At 59.5% G+C, this 19,312-nt stretch carries 24 protein-coding genes; 2 read left to right on the top strand and 22 right to left on the bottom strand.

Features of this window, described 5'->3' with window-relative positions:
• Positions 1–118: 118 nt before the first annotated feature.
• The gene (locus HIJ39_RS08795; RefSeq protein ID WP_169098770.1) at positions 119–1,210 is read left to right on the top strand and encodes a hypothetical protein; all 1,092 of its coding nucleotides are present in this window, start codon (positions 119–121) and stop codon (positions 1,208–1,210) included.
• Here HIJ39_RS08795 and HIJ39_RS08790 read toward each other — a convergent pair.
• From HIJ39_RS08790 to HIJ39_RS08780, 3 genes are read right to left on the bottom strand one after another with little or no spacing between them, the layout of a single operon-like run.
• On the bottom strand, positions 1,170–2,237 hold the full coding sequence (locus HIJ39_RS08790; RefSeq protein WP_169098768.1) for a nicotinate phosphoribosyltransferase: 1,068 nt from the start codon (positions 2,235–2,237) through the stop codon (positions 1,170–1,172). The genes HIJ39_RS08795 and HIJ39_RS08790 overlap by 41 nt on opposite strands.
• Positions 2,122–2,982 carry a pseudouridine synthase gene (locus tag HIJ39_RS08785; protein WP_169098766.1) on the bottom strand — a complete coding sequence of 287 codons (861 nt, stop codon included), beginning with the start codon at positions 2,980–2,982 and terminating at the stop codon, positions 2,122–2,124. The genes HIJ39_RS08790 and HIJ39_RS08785 overlap by 116 nt, the downstream gene beginning before the upstream one ends.
• Positions 2,983–3,444: a RidA family protein gene (locus tag HIJ39_RS08780; protein ID WP_169098764.1), complete on the bottom strand. Its 462-nt coding sequence runs from the start codon at positions 3,442–3,444 to the stop codon at positions 2,983–2,985. It lies immediately after the preceding gene.
• Between the two features lie 136 nt (positions 3,445–3,580).
• Between HIJ39_RS08780 and HIJ39_RS08775 the strand changes: the two genes are divergently transcribed.
• A complete protein-coding gene (locus tag HIJ39_RS08775) occupies positions 3,581–4,117 on the top strand; it encodes a spore maturation protein (RefSeq protein WP_169098762.1) in 537 nt (178 codons plus the stop codon).
• Here HIJ39_RS08775 and HIJ39_RS08770 read toward each other — a convergent pair.
• From HIJ39_RS08770 to spoIIAB, 19 genes are all read right to left on the bottom strand, one after another.
• Positions 4,114–4,725: a nucleoside recognition domain-containing protein gene (locus tag HIJ39_RS08770; RefSeq protein WP_169098760.1), complete on the bottom strand. Its 612-nt coding sequence runs from the start codon at positions 4,723–4,725 to the stop codon at positions 4,114–4,116. The two genes, HIJ39_RS08775 and HIJ39_RS08770, sit on opposite strands and share 4 nt — an antisense overlap.
• 41 nt (positions 4,726–4,766) lie before the next feature.
• Positions 4,767–5,621 (bottom strand): pantoate--beta-alanine ligase, encoded by an 855-nt coding sequence (gene panC, locus HIJ39_RS08765; RefSeq protein WP_338055124.1) that lies wholly within the window; start codon positions 5,619–5,621, stop codon positions 4,767–4,769.
• Positions 5,596–6,285, bottom strand: a complete 690-nt coding sequence (locus HIJ39_RS08760; protein ID WP_169098758.1) for a thioredoxin family protein — start codon at positions 6,283–6,285, stop codon at positions 5,596–5,598. Before HIJ39_RS08760 ends, panC begins: the two co-directional genes overlap by 26 nt.
• Positions 6,286–6,337: 52 nt before the next feature.
• Positions 6,338–7,939 (bottom strand): DEAD/DEAH box helicase, encoded by a 1,602-nt coding sequence (locus HIJ39_RS08755; RefSeq protein WP_338055123.1) that lies wholly within the window; start codon positions 7,937–7,939, stop codon positions 6,338–6,340.
• Positions 7,929–8,801 (bottom strand): DNA polymerase domain-containing protein, encoded by an 873-nt coding sequence (locus tag HIJ39_RS08750; RefSeq protein ID WP_207711562.1) that lies wholly within the window; start codon positions 8,799–8,801, stop codon positions 7,929–7,931. The genes HIJ39_RS08755 and HIJ39_RS08750 overlap by 11 nt, the downstream gene beginning before the upstream one ends.
• On the bottom strand, positions 8,728–9,603 hold the full coding sequence (locus HIJ39_RS08745) for an ATP-dependent DNA ligase (protein ID WP_169098752.1): 876 nt from the start codon (positions 9,601–9,603) through the stop codon (positions 8,728–8,730). Before HIJ39_RS08745 ends, HIJ39_RS08750 begins: the two co-directional genes overlap by 74 nt.
• Entirely contained in the window at positions 9,575–10,345 is a 771-nt protein-coding gene (gene ku, locus HIJ39_RS08740) for a non-homologous end joining protein Ku (protein WP_169098750.1), read from the bottom strand. Before ku ends, HIJ39_RS08745 begins: the two co-directional genes overlap by 29 nt.
• 4 nt (positions 10,346–10,349) lie before the next feature.
• Positions 10,350–10,817, bottom strand: a complete 468-nt coding sequence (ytfJ, locus tag HIJ39_RS08735) for a GerW family sporulation protein (protein WP_169098748.1) — start codon at positions 10,815–10,817, stop codon at positions 10,350–10,352.
• Positions 10,780–11,394, bottom strand: coding sequence for a hypothetical protein (locus HIJ39_RS08730; RefSeq protein WP_169098746.1), 615 nt, complete (start codon positions 11,392–11,394; stop codon positions 10,780–10,782). Before HIJ39_RS08730 ends, ytfJ begins: the two co-directional genes overlap by 38 nt.
• Before the next feature lie 28 nt (positions 11,395–11,422).
• The gene (gene scpB / locus HIJ39_RS08725) at positions 11,423–11,947 is read right to left on the bottom strand and encodes an SMC-Scp complex subunit ScpB (protein ID WP_169098744.1); all 525 of its coding nucleotides are present in this window, start codon (positions 11,945–11,947) and stop codon (positions 11,423–11,425) included.
• Positions 11,928–12,605: a hypothetical protein gene (locus HIJ39_RS08720; RefSeq protein ID WP_169098742.1), complete on the bottom strand. Its 678-nt coding sequence runs from the start codon at positions 12,603–12,605 to the stop codon at positions 11,928–11,930. Before HIJ39_RS08720 ends, scpB begins: the two co-directional genes overlap by 20 nt.
• Positions 12,605–13,927, bottom strand: a complete 1,323-nt coding sequence (gene lysA, locus HIJ39_RS08715) for a diaminopimelate decarboxylase (protein ID WP_169098740.1) — start codon at positions 13,925–13,927, stop codon at positions 12,605–12,607. The genes HIJ39_RS08720 and lysA overlap by 1 nt, the downstream gene beginning before the upstream one ends.
• Before the next feature lie 92 nt (positions 13,928–14,019).
• Complete coding sequence (locus tag HIJ39_RS08710; protein WP_169098738.1) at positions 14,020–15,555, bottom strand: spore germination protein; 1,536 nt, start codon at positions 15,553–15,555, stop codon at positions 14,020–14,022.
• A complete protein-coding gene (locus HIJ39_RS08705) occupies positions 15,542–16,111 on the bottom strand; it encodes a stage V sporulation protein AE (RefSeq protein WP_169098736.1) in 570 nt (189 codons plus the stop codon). Before HIJ39_RS08705 ends, HIJ39_RS08710 begins: the two co-directional genes overlap by 14 nt.
• Positions 16,112–16,136: 25 nt before the next feature.
• Complete coding sequence (gene spoVAE / locus HIJ39_RS08700) at positions 16,137–16,487, bottom strand: stage V sporulation protein AE (protein WP_169098734.1); 351 nt, start codon at positions 16,485–16,487, stop codon at positions 16,137–16,139.
• Positions 16,484–17,509 (bottom strand): stage V sporulation protein AD, encoded by a 1,026-nt coding sequence (locus tag HIJ39_RS08695; RefSeq protein WP_243239462.1) that lies wholly within the window; start codon positions 17,507–17,509, stop codon positions 16,484–16,486. The genes spoVAE and HIJ39_RS08695 overlap by 4 nt, the downstream gene beginning before the upstream one ends.
• Positions 17,509–17,958 carry a stage V sporulation protein AC gene (gene spoVAC / locus HIJ39_RS08690; protein WP_169098732.1) on the bottom strand — a complete coding sequence of 150 codons (450 nt, stop codon included), beginning with the start codon at positions 17,956–17,958 and terminating at the stop codon, positions 17,509–17,511. Before spoVAC ends, HIJ39_RS08695 begins: the two co-directional genes overlap by 1 nt.
• A 73-nt stretch (positions 17,959–18,031) precedes the next feature.
• Positions 18,032–18,778 (bottom strand): SigB/SigF/SigG family RNA polymerase sigma factor, encoded by a 747-nt coding sequence (locus tag HIJ39_RS08685; RefSeq protein ID WP_338055122.1) that lies wholly within the window; start codon positions 18,776–18,778, stop codon positions 18,032–18,034.
• Between the two features lie 7 nt (positions 18,779–18,785).
• Positions 18,786–19,226, bottom strand: a complete 441-nt coding sequence (gene spoIIAB, locus HIJ39_RS08680; RefSeq protein WP_338055121.1) for an anti-sigma F factor — start codon at positions 19,224–19,226, stop codon at positions 18,786–18,788.
• Positions 19,227–19,312 lie beyond the last annotated feature (86 nt).

Here is a 19,312-nt window from a genome sequence, read left to right as displayed (position 1 = left end):
CAGATCCCCCCTTTTTCGCAATTCTGCCGCCTATCTTTCCCATTGTGCCGACATTCTGGCCGTTCCGCAAGGGGAAGGCACAAATCTGGTAGAATCGCATTGAACACAACGGAAGGGAATGGGAAGCATGCCTCCCGAGGCTGATGCGCTATATCGCTGGGTTGACCGGGCTCCCATCGCAGTGGTCAACCAAGCCCGCGACTATCTCCGTGACGAGCGGCTGAATCGCCGGGTGCACATGGGGGCTCTTTATACCGCAGAGCTCATGGGATATCAAGATCGATATCATCCGGCCGTCGACGCTGGCACCGGAGATATTCGGATTCGCTGCGGCTGCGAACGACGCATGCCGTGTGCCCATGCCGTCGCCCTGCTACTCGATCTCGCCCGGCCTGAGCGTCTCTACCCGGAGCTCTCCTGGCGCATTCGCCCGCACATTGGCAACATGCCGACTTTTTGGTTGCTGGACCAGCGATTTCCCTGGGATCGAATCCCGGCCGAAGTCCCCGCTTGGCGTTACCCGCCGGGGGAGAAAGGTCCCGATTGGCTAACCGACGGTGATCCGTCCTTACCGGTTGAGCGGGATCCCGCCGCGGAAATTTGGGCGGACATGCACCCCGCGTGGCTATCCTCAGCGGCAGTTCAAGAGCGCGTCCAGCGATGGCGAGACCGCCGCATCGAGCGGGGCCTCAAAGACCCCGAGGAGTGGGCTGCGTTGGCCTGGTTTCAGCCTGGCTTGCCCCTCGATCCGGTGTGGATCCACTGGGGGAAGCTGCCGCATGTGGCGCGTGCTCTGGCGACACGCCTCTTCAGCACCGAAAGCTACTGGGTCTCCACCCCCGAACGCCGACGCATCATATTGCGGTCGCTCACCCTGGTCAGTGCCGAAGCGGCACCTCTTTGGAATCTCTTTCGACATGACGACCCGGACTTCCTGGCCGAAGCCGAGGCCTATTACCTAGCGGGGGATCCCCAGGCCGCCTGTCGACTGTTGGAAGAGCACTTGCCCACCTCATTCGAAGCCCGCCAGAGAGCGCGGGCCCGCCTCATCGCCTGGTTGCCGCCGGCAGAGGCGTTGCCGCATCGACTAGCCCAGGCATTGGAGACCGGATCCCGCGAATGGCTTAATGGTGTGGCCGAGCACATGCCCCGCGGCGACTGGGAGCGCTTTAACCGCGCATTTCAGGAGCGTTGGCCAGTTTCACGGTAAGATGGGGATTATCGGTCAGTCCCGGGATACGTCCACGTTTGGCCACCGGCCGCCCCTCCACCATCTTGAGATCCATGGTCATGTCCAAAGGAGAGGCTGCAGCAATGTAGCTGCCCACGCCAAACCCCGTCACCCCAGCCTCCTTTAAGGCGATAATCCGCTCCGGGGTCAACCCCCCGGAAACAAACACCCCGACATCGGGATATCCGGCCTGCTTCAGGCGCGCCCGCACTTCGCGCACCAGCCCCGGGGTGACGCCGCCCCGCTCACGCGGGGTGTCGAGCCGAATCGCCCCAAGCCGCCCGTCAAGCGCTTCCGCCACACGAATGGCTTCCTCGGCCTCATCCTTAAAGGTATCCACCAGCACCACCCGGGGGGCCTCGGGGGGCATGACCTGGTCATAGGCGCGGGCCGCCTCAACCGTATCCCCCACCATCAACAACAGCGCGTGCGGCATGGTCCCGGAGGGGGTTTCACCCGCCTGGCGAGCCCCTAAAATGGAACTGGCACCTTGCGCGCCGCCTACCAGTGCAGCCCGATCCATGACCGAAGCCACGGCCGGGTGCACATGGCGGGCGCCGAAGGAAAAGACGGGCACAGGATGGGCGGCCTCCACCACTTCACGGGCGGCGGTGGCCCAGCCCGAGGATGACGCCAAAATCCCTAAGATGGCTGTTTCAAACAACCCAAAGTCGCCATAGCGCCCGGTAATGCGCATCACCACCTCCTTCTCCGCGACCGCCCGGCCCTCCTCCAGAGCCTCTACGGTTACGGGCAGCGGCGCCAGCAAGGCCAGCGTCTCCTCGACCCCCGCCAATATCCCGGCATGGTTCGCGAACACTTCAGCGGCAACCACCTGCTCTTGTTTATGGAGATGCTGCAATATCTGCTGTGTGCCGACAAAGTACACATCAGCGGTGAGGCCGGCGCGAATCTCCTCCGGCGTGGCCGAGCGAATTCCGCGATCCTCGGGGTGAAATTGGCTCACGGCGGTAATGTTGGCTACCACCTGGCTTCGTGAATCCATGGGTTCTTCGATTCCTTTCTTGTCCTTCCCGGACCAGCGCTTTTAGTTCTCGCACCTCACGATGCGTCAACGGCCGACTTTTTCCCGGCTCTAGCCCTTCGAGGCGGATGTTGCCAAACCGCACCCGCACCAATCGTTGCACCGGGTGTCCGATAGAGCTCAACATGCGCCGCACCTCACGCTTGCGCCCCTCATGAAGGGTCATGCGTAGCAACGCACGCTGAGGTTCTTTCTTGACCAGGTCCACCTGATCAGCTTGAGCTAGACCGTCATCCAGCTCAATCCCGTCCCGAATGCGGTTCAAGTGCGCCTTTCGCGGCACCCCTTCAACCCACACCTCGTAGACTTTTTCAATGCGGCTGGAGGGATGCATGAGCGCATGCGCCAACTGTCCGTCATTGGTCAGCAAAATAAGGCCCTCGCTATCGCGATCCAGCCGGCCCACGGGAAACACACGTCCAAACTTTTCGGGTACCAGCTCCGTGATTAAGTGTTCAGCATGCGGATCCTTGAGCGAGGTGGTATAGCCGGGAGGCTTGTGCAAGGCCAAATAGACCGGGGGGCGCTCGCCGAGCGCCACCACCCGCCCATCCAACGTAATGGTGTCGCGTTCGGGGTCTGCCGTCGCACCGAGCTCCACGACGCGGCCGTTAACCTTCACCCGCCCGGCCTGAATCCAGGCCTCCGCCGTACGGCGCGATGCCAAACCAGCTTGCTGCAAAACCCGCTGAACGCGCATCACCATCTAAGCGTCAACCTCGAAAATGATTTCCACCTCAACGGCAGCATTGAGCGGCAAGGCATTGGTCCCCACCGCCGAACGGGCGTGGCGTCCGTTGTCGCCAAACACTTTCTCCAAGAGTTCAGAGGCTCCGTTGATGACCTGCGGCTGCCCATGAAAATCCGGGTGGCTTTGCACAAATCCGACCACTTTGACCACTCGCTTCAAGCGCTCCAATCCTCCTGCCGCTTGCGCCGCTACGCTGATGGCGTTTAAAGCCGCCTGTTGAGCAGCTTCGTAGGCGGCCGCCGGCTCCACCGTGGCTCCAACTTGCCCCTCGGCAACCAGTTTGCCGTCCTTGAAGGGCAGCTGCCCCGACGTATAGCAAAGCGTCCCACTCACGAGGGCGGGTATGTATGCGGCTACGGCTTTGGGAGGCTCAGGCAGAGTAAGTCCCAAGGACTCCAACCGTTCGCTGATAGACATGATGACGCTCCTTCCGTTCTGGATCGGCCCACTTTTGTATATGTTGAGACAGGCCCTGATCCACTCTTTAGCATTTAACCAGCGCGGGTTCAGTATACCAGGAGCCATTGCTTTGGGGTATGTCCGGAGGAGACAAATGCTCAATCACATTATTGATACAATCTCGGTTTGGGCCATCCCTTTCTTATTGGCCGCCATCCCGCTGTATGGCTGGCTTCGGGGCATCAAAATCTATGATGTCTTTGTCGAGGGCGCCCAGGAAGGCTTTCAGATGGCCATCAAAATGATCCCCTTCCTGGTGGGCATCTTGGTGGCATTAAACATTTTCCAAGCGTCCGGCGCCTTAGACTTTGTCATCCGGATGCTCTCCAAACCGCTCGCCTACGTCGGCGTTCCCGCCGAGGTGGTGCCGCTAATGCTGGTCCGGCCGCTCTCCGGCGGGGCGGCACTCGGCATTACCACGGGCATCCTGCACCACTTTGGCCCTGACTCTTTTGTGGGGCGGCTCGCCTCAACACTTCAGGGCAGCACCGACACGACGTTTTACGTCATTACCCTCTACTTCGGATCCATTGCCGTCCGACGCACCCGCTATGCGCTGCCCGTGGCCTTGATTGGCGATTTGGCCGGCTTCGTGGCCGCCGTGGCTGTTTCTCACTGGATGTATCATTAGACGCCGCCATCTGGAGGCGGAGCCGTATCATCTCGGCTCATCCGGCGGAAGATGCGGTCGGCCACCACCGCGACCAACGTGGAAAAGCAGGTGGCAATAATGGTCGGACCGACAATAGTGGTTGGATCCTTAGAATTGGCGGCCACCCGGAGTGCAATGACAGTGGCTGGGACCAGATTGATCGATGCGGTGTTGATGGCCAAAAAGGTAATCATGTTGGCCGATGCCCGATCTTTGACATCGTTGAGTTTTTGCAGCTCCTCCATGGCCTTTAGGCCAAACGGCGTGGCGGCGCTTCCCATGCCCAAGATGTTGGCCGCCATGTTCATCACCATATTGCCCATCGCCGGATGATTGGCGGGAATGCCGGGAAAGAGCCGTGAAACAATAGGCGCCAGAAAACGGGCGAAGGCGCGCATTAGCCCCGATTCCTCGGCAATACGGGCCATGCCCAGCCAGAGCGTCAAGATGCCAATGAACCCAAAAGCGACCTCCACGGCTTTTTCTGTTCCCGTGACAACCGCTTGCGTGACCGGCAACATGGTGTGGTGGAGTCCTGAGACAATAATGCCGCCGACAATCAGAACCAGCCAGACAACATTGACCAAACCGCTCCCCCCTTGTCCAGGGGAGTATATGCGGGCTTGGCTTAACTCCTGCCAAGAATCACATTGTCAATGAGCCGCGCTTTGCCGAGGCGCGCCGCAAGCGCCAAGAGGGTCGGCCCGTCCAATATGTCCGGCGCGGGAGCGAGGGTGTCAGGATGAACCAATTCCACGTACTCCGGCTCGATGCCCGCCCCGCTCAATACGTCCAGCACGATTTGGCGCAATGGCTCCCGCCGACGCTCACCGGCGCGATAACGGTCCCGGGCCGTCGCCAGCCCACGATAAAGGGCGGTGGCCTGCGTTTTCTGGTCATCGGTCAAATATTGGTTTCGCGAGGACAGCGCCAATCCACTCTCTTCCCGCACCGTCGGCACCCCCACCACCGACACGGGAAAATTCAAATCGTCCACCATCCGACGAATAATTGCCAACTGCTGCCAGTCCTTTTCCCCAAAGACCGCGACATCTGGTTGAAGGATGTTGAACAACTTGCTAACCACCGTGGCCACCCCTTGGAAATGGGTAGGGCGGGTCCGCCCGCAGAGCACCCCCGACAGGGGTTCCACATTGACGCGCGTCAAGGCCGGCCCGTTGGGGTACATGACGTCCACGGAGGGGGCAAAAACCGCATCCGTACCCAACGATGCCAACCGCTCCCAGTCTTGTTCCCAGGTCCTGGGATAGCGGGCCAAATCCTCCATCGGCCCGAATTGCAGCGGGTTGACGAAAATCGACACCACGACCCGCTCGACTCGCCGCTGGGCTTCTTCAACCAACGCTAAATGGCCCCGGTGGAGCGCCCCCATGGTCGGAACCAACGCCACCGAATCGCCCCGCGATCGCTGGCGCCGCGCCCAGGCCCGCGCCTCCTCAATGTTGTCCAATCGTTCTGTCACGCCACCGTACTCCTTTCAGCGCTCCTTGGATCAGCTGATATAATTGCTGTTCTGACATGAGACCGGTGTGCTCCCCGGCCATCCGACCCTCAACCCAGATACGCGTGAGCGGCACCGCCTCCACCCCAGGGCCTGCCAAATCGGGATGCTGGATGGCATCGATGCTCACCGCCCGTATACGGGCTGGGTTGGCCAGCGCACACTGCTGAACCAACCGCACCACCCCAGGACAGTTAGGGCAGGTCGCGGCCACGACAACCTCAAGCCGAACGTCGCGCCCGGCGTTTTTTAAGGCCCCCTGTACGGCATGGGACAGATTCAGGCGACCGCGATTCAACACTAAAAGCATGTTCAAGAAAGCCCCAAACTGGTAGCCGGTCGGCAAGCCCACCATCTCCACGGGGGCGATTTCGCCATGCGCATTAACAAAGGCAAAGCTTGGAGTTCTCTGAAATCCAATAGCACGGATAAGCGCGCCATCGTGGTCGTCATTCAACACCTGGGCGGACAGCGGCCCACGGGTTAAGCGCGCCAATTCCCCCATCAAATCTTCCACCGCCGGTCGCTGGCTATCCTCTGCATAGGCCAAAACGCCCACGGGTCGCGTCACATCGGCCAACATCTCACGCAACATGCGGCGGTCTCGGACACTAAATACACTCATCCCCGCTCTCGGGACACTCTCATGCCACCATCTCCTCGCCCCATTGTATCGGCTAGAGCAGGGATTGGCCACTCTCGGAGGCGTCGACCACCGTATCAGGGTTGGGCCAACTCAGCCGCCGGCGGGCGGCCAAAAACTCGTTGCCCAATTGGTCAAGACGTGCGATTACGCTGTCCTGGTCATCCTCCCAGAAGAAAATATCAATGAGCCGTTTTTCGAGACTGCCGCGGCGTTCAATATGGCGAAGAATCACATCCAGTTCCCCAATGACGGTGCGGAACAGGTCAATTTTTTCGTGTAAGAGCCGCAAGATGTTCTCCTCCACGGTATTGACGGCGTAAAGATTATAAATCTCTACCGGATGGGTTTGACCGATTCGATGGACGCGGCCGATGCGTTGCTCAATCCGCATGGGATTCCAGGGCAAGTCGAAATTTACCACCACGTGGCAAAACTGCAGGTTGATGCCTTGTCCGCCGGCCTCCGTGGAAACCAAAATGCGCTTGCCGGACCGGAACCACTCGACCAGTTGATCCCGATCGCGCGTCCTTAACCCACCGTGGAACGCCTCCGCCTCAAACCCTTGGTCGCGCAGAAATTCGACTAGCGCTTCCTGGGTGCCGCGATATTCAGTGAAAATGAGCATGCGGTCTTGCACATGGCGGGCCAAATCGCGCACCGCTCGCATTTTGGCCGTGATGCCAATGGATTCGGCCAAGGCCACCAACCCATTAAGCCCCTCCCCGATCCAGCTCGATGAGCGCAATGTCGGCAGCAGCGCCCGGGGCGAGGAACAGAGCTCCCGTTGCAAAATGAGAAGAGGCAGCACCGTCTGGTCGGCCCCGATGCGCTGCCGATATTCCAGCTTCAACGCATGCGAGATTTCATCGTATAACATCTGTTCCGCTTGGCCCAGTTTCAGCGGCACCAGCGTCACTTCCCGCTCGGGAAACGGAATCCCCACCGATTGCCGTTGGTTTCGCACCATCACCTGACTCAACAGCTTTCGGAGTTCGGCGGCATTTTTGGGCGTGCGCTTATCAAGAATGAATTGGCGGTAGAAGCGAAGATACGGGCCAAACAACCCCGGTTTGACGAGATTCACCAGGGTATATAGTTCGGTGAGTTGATTTTCCATCGGAGTGGCGGTGAGCAACAAGAGATGTTCGCACTTCAACCCCTCCACCAGCTGATAGTTTTGCGTACGCGTGTTCTTTAAGTGATGCGCCTCGTCAACAATCACCAAATCCCATTGCACGTATTGCAACTGGTGCAAAAGCGGCGGCCGCTTGGCGGTGTCGATGGATAGAACCCAAAGCCATCCCGGATCTTTGGGCCCCCGCATCGCTTGCCAACCGAACTTGGCCCCCAGCTCTTCCACCCATTGCGTTTGCAGACCGGCGGGGACCAAAATCAGCACGTTCTGAACGGCGCCGCGCGCCTTCAACTCCGCCGCGACCAATCCGGCCTCAATGGTCTTCCCGAGCCCCACCTCGTCCGCCAAAATGGCCCGTCCCTGCAAATCGTTGACAACCTTGAGAACACTTTCCACCTGATAGGCGTGCAAATCTAATCCCTGTTTCACATGCCCTTTCAGATGAGGCCAGGCTTCCAGTTGCCGGGCCATCGCCAGCGCCTCCGGCTCAACGGTCACTCGGCATCCTCCTCTCTTGTGCCCGCAGGCCATGGCGGCGGGCCACGCCCTCTAAATCGACCCGAGGTCCTTGCCACTCAAACAGATTCCCATGACGTCCGAGATGCGCCCGCACCCGCTCCATGGTCCAGCCGTCCGCCGGAGTCGCCAGGTCTTCCCATCTAATCGGTGTGGATATGGTGGCATTGGGGGTCGCACGCAGGCTATACGCCAACACGGTGGTGCGCTGGTAGCCATTTTGCAGATAGTCGAGATATACCCGATTGCCGCGGTCGCGCTTCAACCGTTCCAGCGTGGCGAGTTCAGGCACCGTCTGGCAAATCATTTCCGACAACCGCCCCATAATGGCCATGACCTCCCGATGGTCTAATGGCTCTATAGCAATGTAAAAATGTAGGCCCCGTTGCCCCGAGGTCTTTAAAAGAAAGGGGATCTCCAACAAGTCCAAGAGGGACCGGAACACGCGGGCCACCGCCATCACACTCTCCCAACCGGCTGGTGGGTTGGGGTCGAGGTCTAAAATGGCCCAATCATGTTGCAAGGGCTGGTCCACATGCCCCAGCGGCGCATGAAACTCCAGGGCCCCTTGTGCCACCCAGGTTAACAGACTGGGCAGATCCTCAACCAGGATGGGACCGCCCTCCGGCGGATGCTTCTGATAGAACATGGTCCCATCCACGCCGTGCGGCCATCGCTTAACCGTAATGGCTCGGCCCTTGGCAAGCCGTAGAAGATACGGCGCCACCTCCGCGTAGTACCCCAGGACGTCCATCCGTGTCAGCCCAGGCTTAGGATAGAGAATCCGGTATGGGTGGGAGACTTTGGGCCACGCTGCCTTGACGCCACTGTCTGACTCTTGCATGCCGTAAATGCCCCTCATGCGTGATTTCCCGATATGCGACCTCAACGGCCAAGGGTGAAGATAGCCGGCCAGCCCCAGTTTCCATCGATGCCGTCCATCCCGCGGGCGCCGACACCCGGCCCGCTGCCACCAGCCGTCCCTCCTGCTCGCGGGCCAAATGCCAAAGCCAGTGCTCATGGTCGCTTTGCTGGACGCCCGTCACCCAGAACCAGGCGCTTTTTAACGCTAAAAACTTTTGCCAACTGGGACTTCGGCGGCCAGGCAAGTAGGCGCCATCCAGCCGCTTGGCCATTACACCCTCAAGGTTCATGTCTTCAATGGCGCGAAAGTAGTCCTCGCCACGCTCCGCCACGCCCTCTGACACCACAATCATTCCCCGGGTGGCCACCACTTGATGCAAAATTTCCAGGCGCGTCTTGAAAGGTTCATGCATCAGCCATCGGCCGTGGGCATACAGGCAGTCGAAGACCATCAGCAAATAGTGGCCCGCCCGTCGCTGCTGAAGCGCGCTAAAATTAGGCTGGCCGTCCTCCCAGGCCACCAGCTCCGCATCCAAGACGGTGTCTTGCGGTACGTATGGGGCGGCCTGGCGCAAAACCGGATACCAGCGCATCAAATCATGTCCGCGGCGGGAGTAGACATGAAACGTCCGGCCGTGGCTGATGATGGCGCGGTACCCGTCCCACTTGGTTTCAAACCACCAGCCGGCGCGCGAGAAGGGGCGATCGGCTGTCACCGCCAACATGGGCGGGACAAAGTCGCCGGGTGAAAGATTAGCCGGCGCCATGTTTTTCCCGCGCATCCACCGAGGCCTTCAACTTTTCCATCAGGTCCATGACTTCGCGTTCGGGGGTGGTCTGAGGCATGACTGCCGAGGGCATCAGCTCCTCGATTTGTTTCAGACGTTCGAGGCGGGCGCGATTGGGGTAGCGCTCCGGCTCAAATGGCTCGGCCATATGCTCAATCAGGGTGCGAGCCATCGCCAATTCCTTGTCCGGAATATTTTCTTCGACCGGCGGCCCAAACGATGCCCCGTCCTGGCGGAGGCTTTCGGGATAGTACATGCGGTGCAGCATCAAGGTTGTCTCGTTGTAGGCGCGCACGACCGCCAGCGAGGGCCGCTGCCGTAATGTCATTTCAGCCAGGGCAACCCGCCCCATGTCGCGCATGGCGCGGGTCAGCAAGCGGTAGGCCTTTTGTCCTCCGGGACCCGGCTTCAACCAATAGGCGGTCTCGTAGAACACCGGATCAATTTCCTTCAGTTCGGGAAAGTTGACAATGGTGATGGTATGGTCGCCCGGCTGCAGTTTATCTGCTGGAGGCAAAACCACAAAACGCCCATCCGGCAACGGCGCCCCCGTCGCCACTTCTTCGGCGGGGACGGGGCGCTCGCACGTCGGGCAAAACTTCTGGTATTGGATGCGGGTTCGGCATGGTTCATGGATCCAATGGGTGGTCACCCGCTCACTTTCCATCGCCTTGAAAACCTGAATAGGGATCGAGACCAACCCAAAGCCGATAATCCCCTTGTAAAGGCTCCTCATAGGCTCAGGACACCGTATCTGGGTTGATGATGGTGCTCCGCTGCCGCTTGCTGGCTGGATTCTCGCGGTCCTTCCACATGCTCTGCAGCTGGTCAATCAACTGCGGCACATTGTTCGCCAGCGACTCCCAGATATCGCCCTTGTCCACGGACAGGAGGCGGACGTTGTCGCCATGCATGACCAAGAACCCCACTGGGTGTACGGTAACCCCCGCCCCACTGCCGCCCCCGAACGGGTGGCCGTCGTTGTCCGTAGGCCGACTCCAATATTCGCCGCCCCCAGCCGCAAACCCAAACGATACCCGTGAAACAGGAATGATGGTGCCGCCGTCGCGGGTCTCGACCGGTTGACCGACCACCGTGTTGACATCAATCATCCCCTTGATGGACTCCATGGCGGTCTTCATCAAGCCTTCAATGGGATGCACGGACGGATTAGGCGTGCTGCTGGTGGTGTTGGACGGATTGTCCATAGGTGTGCCCTCCTTTAGGCTGGCCTAAGAGGCCGTATACGATCGCGAGGATAATATCGGAGGGCTGAAGCCGAATTATACTGGTAAATTCCCCTGCCACGAGCGGCTCGTCAAAGCTCGGCACGACCACCCAGGAGGGAGCCGACTGGGCGCGCGGCGCGATGCGCAAACCAATCCACCATGCGGCAAGATCTGTCAGCCGTCCCATCCATAGCGCAGTGGCGGCCGCGTCGCCCAGTCCCACGCGAATACATAAGTCGAACCTCTCCACTCGCATGCGGTGCCAGAGCTGGTCGGTGATGCGATTGAGAACGCGAAACGCCCAAATGGCTTCGTCGATGAGGTGCGGCGTGAGCGAAAAAGACGGTTCCTTGGGGTTATGATGCTTTGAAGACTGCGGCCATACCGGCGGATTCCACTCCTTTTGGCGGTGGATGTAGGCATAGCGGACCTCTATGGAGAGACGACTTGTAAGACCGTCAACCTCAGCCGCCATAACCAGGCGGATGGGACGGGAAACCGCCCAAATGACAACGATCGCTAAAGCCGCCACAATTACCGCCCAAGTCCAGTCCATGGCGCTAGCGTGCCCCTGCGATTGGTTTCTATTCCTGGGACGAGGTTGTCTCGCCACCGACACTGAGCGGCGGTAAATCCGAGGGGCTGTCCAATCCGAATTCCCGCAAAAAGCGCGCCGTAGTACCATATAAAATGGGCCTGCCGGGAGCTTCCTTGCGTCCGACTTCCTCAATCAGCTCGCGGTTTAGGAGGGTGTCCAGGGCCCGTTCCGATCCGGTTTGACGAATGGCTTCAATTTCCAGGCGGGTGATGGGTTGGCGATAGGCGACAATCGCCAGTACCTCCCAGGCGGCATGCGACAGCGGTTCCGGCGCGCGCCGGCCGAGCCGTGCGGCCAGTGCATCTTGAAGCCGAGGATGCGTGGTCAGTCGCACCCCACCGGCGACGCGCTGAACACTGAGGCCTGACTGGCGAGATTGCAAGGCTTCATCCAACGCCTGCAATTGCTGCTCCACGCCGGTGCTGGGCAGGTCCAACCATAGCGCCAGTTGGTCAACCGAGACCGGATCGCCATGAACGAACAACAGGGCCTCAAGAAGGTCCAAATTCACGACGCTCACCTCCGGGGGTCAGATGAATAGGGGCGAACGCCGCCGATTGCTCGACCTCCACCGCCCGCGTGTGCCAAAGGTGAACGGCCGCCAAAAAACGCGCCACCCATTCCGGGCGTGGCCGATCCGCCAAGCTGGCCTGAAGATTCACCCGGCCGAGGCGAGCAACCGCCTCCGATAATGACCGAATATGGTCGCTGAGGGGCTCGACCTCCCGTGCTACCCGACGTTCCGGCGGGACGGGCTTAGGACGCACATTAGGATAGGCCCAGGATAACTTCCAGGGGCTGCTGTCCTTCACCGGCGCGGCAGGGCGGACAATTTCCTGCCCCGGCCGATCCCATCGGGCGGCAGCGCGCTGTACCTGCTCCTGAAGCACCCAGAGTGCCTCGTCAAGCCAAGGGGGCCGCAGACTTAGATCAAACCCGGGTTCCTCTACCTGGGGTTCCTCAGGACGAATGAGTCCCTCGACCTTCTTTTTGACAATCCAGGCCGCCACCGGCATTTCCTCGCTAATGGCCAGCATGTCGCTATGCTCGCGCCAGTGCTCACCCACTTCCTGGGCCAGCGCAGAGACCTGAAGTTCTCGGGCCAATTCTGGATGACGGCGAATGCGGTCGGCCAGGGCGTACAGTCCTAGCCCCTCCTCAGAAGCCATTAGGCGTTCACGCGCCGCTGGGCGAACTTCAAAGGCTTGTCCAACCGCATGACGTCCTCCCAAGTCTCCCGTTCCACCCACAAGTCCGCTGTTCCTTCATAAACCGCCACGACCGCGGGACGCGGTACACGGTTATAGGTTGAGGCCATGGAGTAATTGTAGGCGCCCGTCGCCCAAACCGCGACAAGGTCGCCAACCTGAGGCCGTTTTAAGGACGCCCCCTCAATGAGAATGTCGCCGCTTTCGCAATAGCGGCCGGCCAGCGTTGCCACACAGTCGGGGGCGTCGTCCCGCTTGCCATCCACCTCGGCTCCGTACCGCGCTTGATACAAGGCCGGACGAATATTATCGCCCATGCCGCCATCCACGGCCACATACATCTTGCCGCCGGCCACCGTCTTTTCAGCCTCCACCGTATAGAGAGTCGCGCCCGCCTCGGCGACAATCGACCGCCCCGGTTCCATAATCACCTGAGGCGGCTCAAGATCGGGCGGCGTGAGGGCTTCAAGAGCGCGTTCCACACGCTGCACAATGACGTCCAACACGGGTGGCGTGTCTGTCTCGTCGTAACGCACACCGATGCCTCCGCCAATGTCCAACACCCGCGGCCAAAAGCCCGCTCGCTCGTGCCACCGGCGACTAAAGCGCAACAGGGCTTCCGCATTGGCCACAAACGGGTCGGTCTCAAGAATTTGCGAGCCGATATGGGCGTGAAATCCGTTTGTCGTCACATGCTCCGACGCCAGCGCCAATTCCATAGCCTGATCGGCGATATCGTCGGCCAGGCCAAATCCAAACTTGGAGTCGAAGTGACCCGTACGGATGAAATCATGCGTGTGGGCATCAATACCGGGGGTGATGCGGAGCAGCACCGGTGCCTGCCGCGAAAACCGCCGCGCCAAGCGATCCAAGCGTTCCAACTCACTAAGGGAATCCACTACAAACTGTCCGACACCGGCGGTTAAGCCTAATTCCAATTCCTCATCTGTCTTGACGTTGCCATGAAAAATAATTTGCTCAGCCGGAAATCCCGCCTTGAGGGCCGTGAACAGCTCTCCGCCAGATACCACGTCGAGCATCAACCCTTGCTGCTGCACCACTTCCACCATGGCCCGACACAGAAAAGCCTTGCCGGCGTACGCCGCCCGGCCAGCGGGCCTCATGGACTGGAGTGCATCGCGATAGTGCTGCATGCGCCGCACAATGGACGCGTAATCCAATATATATAAGGGGGTACCAAATTCCCGTGCTAAATCTTGTAGTGAAATCCCGCCAATGGCGATCGAGCCATCGGGATTTTTCGTGTATGTGTCCGGGCGCAAACTGCCCAACCCCTATCCAGAGAGTAAGGGACGCGACGGATCGCGTCCCGTTCTGTCTCCAGACTAGCATCGCCCCCCCATTGGGTCAACCGCTAAACCGACTCCTTTCCCGGCGGCCGCCGGTGGGTTTTATCCTTGGGATGGGTTAAGGAGGGGCGATAGATTTTCATGTTGAGCGGCTTCCGGGTGAACTGAGCCAACGCTGCCGGACCGTTGAACGGAATCACGGGCCAGATGTAGGAGACGCCAAAGGAATCATTGGTGAACATGATGATCAAGGGGATAATCATGCCGGCGGCAAAGCCCCCCCACGGGAGCGCAATCATCGCGCCGATACCCGTACACACCAAGAGGAAGGCGCGCAGCATGCGGATCGCCATGCCGAAGTCAATGTCGGGCGCTGTGAATGTTCCCACGGCCGCCAGAGCAACCAGCACCATGGGCTCAGCGTCAATCAGTTTGGCCTTGATGGCCACGTTGCCTAAAAGGATGGCGCCAAAAAATCCCATGGATTGGGTCAGCGGATCCGGGCTAAAGGTCAGGGCTAACCGCAAGAGGTCCACGCCAATCTCCAGGCCCACCAATTGCCAGAAGAGCGGGATGTCAGTGACTTTGGGCTTCATCAGAATATCCATCTTGCCAGGCAAGTGAGTATGGGTGATCACCAGAGCATACCAGAGCGGCGGAACCACCCAGGCAAACAAAATGCCCAGAAATCGGACCCATTTGAGATAGGTCCCAACCATCACATCTTCGTGGTACTCCTCGGCCGACTGCAAGAAGGAAAACAGCGTCACCGGCAGGATCAGGGCGTTGGGGGACGTGTCAATCATGATTAAGACATGCCCTTCGGTTAGATGCTCAGCGGCCACGTCCGGACGTTCAGTGAATTTTCCGTTGGGGAATGGATTCCACCAGGGCTTTTTGATAACCCACTCCTGCAGCGCCTTTTCTGACATGGTCATAGCATCGCCATCAATCGTTTTCAAACGTTGCCGGATGAGTTTCACCAACCGATCATCGGCAATGTCCTTGATATACATTATCACCACGTCGCTCTTGGATCGGCGACCTACTTGCAGGGCCTCCATGCGGAGATTAGGATCGCGAAGCCGGCGGCGGACCAATATGGTGTTGAACACCAAAGTCTCAACGAATCCATCGTGCGGTCCCCGTAAAACACGCTCCAACGACGGCTCGCTGGGCTTTCGGTCCGGATACTTCCGCACATCCACAACCACCACATGCTTTACGCCGTCGACCAAAAAGGCGACGGGCCCAGCCAGCACCTGGTTGGCAGCTGAATCCAATTCACTCACCGGCGAGACCTCAATGTAGGGAATCGCGTGGTTCAAGAGCCCGTTCATGGTCGGGTGCGTGAGGGCGCTCTCGGGCAGAGCCTCCAGCTCTTTCATGATAAGTGTCAGCACGGTAGAGTCTATAAAGGAGTCCACGCAGATTAACGCGCACTTGTGCCCCGCCACCTCGAACTCCCGAACTAAGATATCGAAGGACTCCTTATATCCTAAATACCGTTTCATCCACTTGAGATTGTCTTCAAGCTTGTCGGAAATCTCCGGGGTGGCAACGGCCCCCTTGCCATGCACTTTGTATTTAACCGTGGGCACGGCCGCTGCCCCCCTTTTGCAAGATTTCCTCCAATGCCTTGCGGGTGGCCGGTACGCCCCGGCCTACCGCATCGTGGCCCTCCATTTTCCCCGGGTCGCCGAGTCCCACAATGGGTCCCTTATAACCCTGAAGCACATCCACGGTATCGCCCCGCAGCACGGCATCAGCCACCGGATGTCCGTCCTTGTCGACCGCCTTTTCCACCACACGGCCGTCCTGGTCTACAGACTCCGCCACCTGGACCCCCTCGACGGGATGGGTATTCGCCGCCACGGCCACCACCCCCATCACATCCAATTCCGGGGAGTTGATAAGTACGTCCAAGGCGCGCTCGCCTTGGCCCAATCCGGCGTCGCCCCGGTCATCCACCATGACCACCACCGGTTCCTTAGGCGCCTTTAATATCCTTTCCACCAATTCCTGGCCTGAAAGGGGCGTGGGGTTCCCTTCCGAGGCTCGCAGCGGGTGGCATGCCAACTCGTCGCAGGCTTCGGACAGCGCCCGGTAAGCGGTTTGATCTCCATCCGTCAGTATGATGACACGCTTCTTTTCCACCCTGTAACCTCCCGTCTGTCGGATACTAGGCTTTCGGCTTGAAGATTAATGCCGCCGCCAAACCAAACAGTACGGCCGCTTTAATGCCGCCAGCCGCTGCCGTCAGTCCTCCGGTAAAAAGCCCTAACGGCCCCTTCTCGCGAACAGCTTGCCCAATTCCCTCCACCATCGTGTAGCCAAATCCCGGAAGGGGTACCGTGGCTCCGGCTCCGGCAAAGTTCACCAGCTTGCCATAGAGCCCGATCCCGCCCGCGATGGCGCCCAACACTACAAACAGCACCAGCACTTGCCCGGGCGTATACCGACCAAAGTCCATCACCAGCTGGGCTATCACGCACAAGAGCCCTCCGATGATAAAGGCCCACAAAAACATCATTGGCCTGCCCCCCTTACCGCTTTGATCGCCACAGCGTGGGCCACGCAGGGAATGGTCTCGCCCTGCTGATAGGTGGTGGGGGAAAAGAGAGCGCCGGTGGCCACCAGCAAAATACGGTCCCAGTCGCCCCGAACCAGTCGTCGGGCTAGCGGACCTGCAAAGACACTAGCGGAACAACCAGGCCCTGATCCGCCGTTATGCGTATCTTGGGTTGCCTGGTTATATAGGGACCGGCCGCAATCATCCAATTCGTCCCCAAACTGAAGACCTTTTTGGGCCGCATACTCGATGAGCATTTTGATGCCGAAGTGGCCCAGATCCCCGGTATAGATCTTGTCGAAATCCCCGGGCTCTTGGCCGGTATCCTGAAGATGCTGGGAGATGGTGTCAAAGGCGGCCGGCGCCATGGCGCTGCCCATGTCGTTGGGATCCTTCCCGCCAATATCGACTACCCGCCCCACGGTCACGGCCTCGATGGCTAAGGGCCCCACATCTTCCGACAACACCACCGCGCCGGCTGCCGTCGCGGTCCAAGCGGTGGTCGGGGTCCTTTGATACCCCAACTCCACTGGAAAGCGAAACTGCCGCTCGGCGGTTTGATGATGGCTAGCCGCGGAAGCCAGGACAGTCTTGGGACCGTTCCCACCTATGAGTAGTGCGCCCACTGCCAACGCTTCCGTAAAGGTGGCACATGCGGAAAACAGCCCCAAGGTGGGCCGTCCATGTTGGCGGGCGCTGAAGTTGGTGGTAATAATTTGATCCAGCAGATCGCCACCCACCACCAGTTCAATATCCTCCCAACGCTTTTGGGCCTTCTTGAGGGCTTCGTCATAGGACTCAATCAAGAGCGCCTGCTCCGCTTTTTCAAACGTGGCTTGCCCAGCCCGCTCATCCTTCCACACGCGGTCGAACTGTTGACCAAGCGGACCCTGACCCTCCTTGGGTCCCACCACGGAACCGGTTCCTTGGATGTACACTCCTTGCACGGCGTAGGTGGCCTGGCCAATTTTATCCACCGCCATCAGGCGACCCCCGTAATCAGGTAACGAATCCCGCTGACCACAAAAGCCGCTGCCATACCATAGACCAATACCGGTCCGGCAACGGTGAACAGACGGGCCCCAATGCCCATAACCAGGCCCTCCGTCTTATATTCCATCGCCGGCGCGACCATGGCGTTGGCAAACCCAGTAATGGGCAGCGAGCCCCCCATGCCCCCGCGTTTGACGACTCGGTCGTACCAACCGAGCCCCGTCAAGAGGGCTCCGACCCCAATCATCACCACCGACGTCGGCGCTCCCGCAGCTTTCGCACTTAGATGAGCCTGGTGCATAAAGAACCACTGGACGCATTGACCCACCTCGGAAATAATCCCGCCAACAAAAAAGGCCCACAACACATTGCGCAGAATGGGCCGCTTAGGCATCATGCGCTGGGTTAGCTCTTGATATTGCTTCTTCTCGGAATCCATAAGTCCCCTCCGGTCATAGAAAACTCCCGAACTTGGGTTCGGGAGTAGTGTGACCAAAGGTGCTAGCGCCTACTCAGGAGCTTTGACTTTCCTCGTCACTCAGGGCCGCTTTGAGCCGCTCCAGCGCACGCCGCTCTAACCGTGACACCTGCACTTGGGATACATTAAGGCGGCGCGCCACCTCCACCTGTGTCCGGCCCTCCACAAAGCGCAGGCGCAAAATAAAGCGTTCGCGCTCATCCAGCAGTTGAAAGGCTTGTGAGAGGGCCAATTGCTCTAGCCATTCGCCCTCCGCGCGGGAGTCGCTAATGTTGTCTCCAATGGGCGTTTCCGACCCGTTGGGCGTCTCCACCGTCTGATTGAGCGATGCTAAAGGGCGCACCGCTTCCAACGCTTCGGTAATGTCACTCACCTCAACGTTCAGGGCCTCCGCAATTTCTTGGGCGGTCGGATCCCGCCCCAGCCGCTGGGCCATCTGCGCACGCGTGGCCTCGACCTTCATTCCCAGTTCACGCAGCGAACGAGCGACCCGGATAGGCTGATCGTCTCGCAGATGGCGGCGAATTTCCCCCATAATGAGCGGAACCGCATAAGTCGAGAATTTGAGACCGCGATCCACGTCAAAACGGTCAATGGCCTTTAAGAGGCCAATGGCTCCCACCTGAAACAAATCGTCCGGCTCATACCCTCGCGTTGAAAAACGGTGCACAATGTGCCAGATGAGGTTCCAATGACGCTCCACCAGCTGCTGACGAGCGGCTTCGTCCCCAGCTTGGGCTCGACGGTAGAGACCGGGCTCGTCCACTCCGCCTTCGCCCACAACCTCCTCATTGGGCATCGCGCGACAGTTCCCCAGACAACGTCACGAACCGGCGCATGTGGACTCGCGTGCCCTTGCCCAAGGTCGACTCCACATCGAAACCGTGCATAAAGGACTCCATGAATACGAAGCCCAACCCCATCCGTTCAGGATCTTCGGAATAGGCCGGCTCGCGGGCTTGCTCGATATCTTTGATGCCCACGCCCCAGTCTTCCACGTCAATGGTGATACCGGTCGAATCCAGCTCTAAATCCACTTGGATCCAGCCATCCGGCCGGCCTCGGTAGGCATGAATGACCGCATTGGATACCGCCTCTGACACGGCCACCTTAATTTCCTCAATGTCGTTAAGAGAAAAATTGGCCTGACCCGCCAACGCGGCCGCTGTTACCCGGGCCAGCCCGACGTTGTCCGCAACCGAAAGAAAACGTAACTGCACGCGATTCACCTGGCTTCGCTCCCTTGAAAAAAGATTTGTTGTACCGTATTTAGGGCCTGAACTGACGCAACTACAACACATGTAGCGGTGGTCAG

This window comes from Sulfobacillus harzensis (genome assembly GCF_012933365.1).
Lineage (GTDB): Bacteria > Bacillota > Sulfobacillia > Sulfobacillales > Sulfobacillaceae > Sulfobacillus_B > Sulfobacillus_B harzensis.
Note: the sequence above shows the minus strand (reverse complement) of the source record. Positions and strands in the feature narration are given on the sequence as shown.

Bases quoted from the DNA above. Each gene is read 5' to 3' on its own strand.
- HIJ39_RS08695 (WP_243239462.1), bottom strand. From the start codon at position 17,509: ATGGCGGTGGATAAAATTGGCCAGGCCACCTACGCCGTGCAAGGAGTG.
- HIJ39_RS08760 (WP_169098758.1), bottom strand. From the start codon at position 6,285: ATGAGTGTATTTAGTGTCCGAGACCGCCGCATGTTGCGTGAGATGTTG.
- HIJ39_RS08745 (WP_169098752.1), bottom strand. From the start codon at position 9,603: ATGCGCGGGAAAAACATGGCGCCGGCTAATCTTTCACCCGGCGACTTT.
- HIJ39_RS08790 (WP_169098768.1), bottom strand. From the start codon at position 2,237: ATGGATTCACGAAGCCAGGTGGTAGCCAACATTACCGCCGTGAGCCAA.
- ytfJ (WP_169098748.1), bottom strand. From the start codon at position 10,817: ATGGACAATCCGTCCAACACCACCAGCAGCACGCCTAATCCGTCCGTG.
- HIJ39_RS08785 (WP_169098766.1), bottom strand. From the start codon at position 2,982: ATGGTGATGCGCGTTCAGCGGGTTTTGCAGCAAGCTGGTTTGGCATCG.
- HIJ39_RS08775 (WP_169098762.1), top strand. From the start codon at position 3,581: ATGCTCAATCACATTATTGATACAATCTCGGTTTGGGCCATCCCTTTC.
- HIJ39_RS08730 (WP_169098746.1), bottom strand. From the start codon at position 11,394: ATGGACTGGACTTGGGCGGTAATTGTGGCGGCTTTAGCGATCGTTGTC.
- HIJ39_RS08780 (WP_169098764.1), bottom strand. From the start codon at position 3,444: ATGTCTATCAGCGAACGGTTGGAGTCCTTGGGACTTACTCTGCCTGAG.
- HIJ39_RS08795 (WP_169098770.1), top strand. From the start codon at position 119: ATGGGAAGCATGCCTCCCGAGGCTGATGCGCTATATCGCTGGGTTGAC.
- HIJ39_RS08720 (WP_169098742.1), bottom strand. From the start codon at position 12,605: ATGGCTTCTGAGGAGGGGCTAGGACTGTACGCCCTGGCCGACCGCATT.
- HIJ39_RS08750 (WP_207711562.1), bottom strand. From the start codon at position 8,801: ATGCAAGAGTCAGACAGTGGCGTCAAGGCAGCGTGGCCCAAAGTCTCC.
- spoVAE (WP_169098734.1), bottom strand. From the start codon at position 16,487: ATGATGTTTTTGTGGGCCTTTATCATCGGAGGGCTCTTGTGCGTGATA.
- ku (WP_169098750.1), bottom strand. From the start codon at position 10,345: ATGAGGAGCCTTTACAAGGGGATTATCGGCTTTGGGTTGGTCTCGATC.
- spoVAC (WP_169098732.1), bottom strand. From the start codon at position 17,958: ATGGATTCCGAGAAGAAGCAATATCAAGAGCTAACCCAGCGCATGATG.